This window comes from Nocardiopsis sp. TNDT3, from assembly GCF_003427465.1.
Classification (GTDB): domain Bacteria; phylum Actinomycetota; class Actinomycetes; order Streptosporangiales; family Streptosporangiaceae; genus Nocardiopsis; species Nocardiopsis dassonvillei.
The window spans coordinates 1-1,843 of the sequence record NZ_QPFC01000222.1; the positions used below are offsets into that span (position 1 = coordinate 1).

2 protein-coding genes are annotated in these 1,843 nt (G+C 72.9%); one reads left to right on the forward strand and one right to left on the reverse strand.

Annotated features, from left to right (window positions below):
• Positions 1–346 precede the first annotated feature (346 nt).
• Positions 347–721, forward strand: a complete 375-nt coding sequence (locus DQW06_RS06115; protein WP_117198121.1) for a VOC family protein — start codon at positions 347–349, stop codon at positions 719–721.
• A 63-nt stretch (positions 722–784) separates the two neighbouring features.
• On the opposite strand, the gene DQW06_RS06120 is transcribed toward DQW06_RS06115, so the two are convergent.
• The gene (locus DQW06_RS06120) at positions 785–1,711 is read right to left on the reverse strand and encodes a universal stress protein (protein WP_013156264.1); all 927 of its coding nucleotides are present in this window, start codon (positions 1,709–1,711) and stop codon (positions 785–787) included.
• Between the last annotated feature and the right edge of the window lie 132 nt (positions 1,712–1,843).

The window sequence follows — 1,843 nt, forward strand, 5'->3', positions numbered from 1 at the left end:
GGGGGCAGGTGGGCCCGGGCCCACCTGCCCCCGGCGTTTCCGGGATCGGGGCCGGTCCTGGTGTCGTGGGGGCGGAAGCGGACGGCGGGAAAGGAGCATGTCCCCCGTGGCCGACTACCAGCCGATTCGTCGTTTTGTCGACAGATGGTTAAGGCACCCAACGCGACGGGATTCCGCAAGCTCACATTCCCTGACCCCACCGGCCCTCGGCTCTGCCCAGAGCCCTCCGGCCCCTGCGCGGGGAGTTCGACGGAAAGCCCTCGCCAACCAACCAGTGCCCGACCGCCCTGGTGACGTGTCGACATGTCGCCGCATCGTTCCGATGCTGCTGGGCAGGGTGCAAACCATGATCGGACGACTGCACACCATCGCCCTGGACTGCCCCGATCCCGGAGCGCTCGCGGACTTCTACGCCGAACTGCTCGGGCTCCCCGTCACCAAGCGCGAGGAGCACTGGGTGGTGGTCGGGGAGGAGTGGCCGCGGCTCGCCTTCCAGCACGCGCCCGACCACAAGGCCCCGGCGTGGCCGGACCCCGAGCGGCCCCAGCAGGCGCACCTCGACGTCTGGGTGGAGGACATCGAGGCGGCCGAGGAGCGCGTGCTGGCGCTCGGGGCGCGCAGGCTCGCGGTCGCCGAGGACGACCCCCGCGACCTGTTCCGGGTCTACGCCGACCCCGCCGGGCACCCCTTCTGCCTGGAGTACGCCGCCGGGGACGTCTGAACCCGCGAAGACTCCTGAACCCGCCCGGGGGCGCCCGGACCGGTGTCCCCGGCTACTCCCCGGCTACTCCTCCTCGGCGTGGTGCGGAAGGATCACCACCGGGATCTCGGAGTGGTGCAGCACGCCCTGGCTGACCGAGCCCAGGAGCAGTCCGCGCACGCTCCCCCGGCCCCGGGAGCCCACCACGATCGCGTCGGCCCCCTCGGCGGCCCCGATCAGCGCGTTGACCGGGCTGTCCTGGGTGCGCACCACGCTGACCTCGAAGTCGAGGTCCTCGCGCCGCCTGCCGGTGACGTCGAGCAGCATCTCGCCCACCAGCTCCTCGGACTTGCGGTCGAACAGCTTCTCCTGGGGCTCGTATCCCATGGAGGTCATCGCGATCGGGTCGTAGGGGTAGGGCACCTCCCAGCTGTTGACCACGACGAGTTCGCCGCCGCTCTCCCGCACCAGGTCCACGGCCAGGCGCAGCGCCCGGCGGGCGTTCCTGGAACCGTCCACGCCGACCACGACCCGGCCGAGCGAGGTCGTCGCGGGGCTGCCCCCGTGCGAGGGCACCACCACGACCGGGCAGGCCGCCTGGGCGGCCACGCGGATGCTCACCGAGCCCACGAACACCGACGCGAACGTGCCCAGGCCCCGTGTGCCGAGCACGAGCACGTCGTGCGTCCGGCTGTGGCTCAGCAGCGCCAGCGGCGGCTCCTCCAGGGCGGTCTCGGTCTCCACCGTCACCGACGGCCGGACACGGCGCACGTGCTCCGCGGCCTTGGTGAGCACTTCGTCGGCCTGGTCCGAGATCTCCGCGGTGGGGTCGAAGCGGGCGGGCACGGAGCCGGCCGACACGATCAGCGGCATTCCCAGCGCGTGGACGGCCCGCAGCGGCACGCCCCTGCGCTCCGCCTCGGCGGCCGCCCACTCCAGCGCCGCCCGCGAGTGGTCGGAGCCGTCGACGCCGACCACGACCCTGGGCGAGTGCTCCTCGTTGCTTGGCATGGTTCCCCCCTTGGTAACGCTGTCCATCATCGCCGGGGAGGGCGGCCGTCCCCCGGAACGGCGCGGCTCCGCGTCGGGCCGCCCGCTCTTCCCGAACCGCTCTTCTCCCCCGGGCCCTTCCTCCCGCTCGTC

Bases quoted from the DNA above. Each gene is read 5' to 3' on its own strand.
- DQW06_RS06115 (WP_117198121.1), top strand. From the start codon at position 347: ATGATCGGACGACTGCACACCATCGCCCTGGACTGCCCCGATCCCGGA.
- DQW06_RS06120 (WP_013156264.1), bottom strand. From the start codon at position 1,711: ATGCCAAGCAACGAGGAGCACTCGCCCAGGGTCGTGGTCGGCGTCGAC.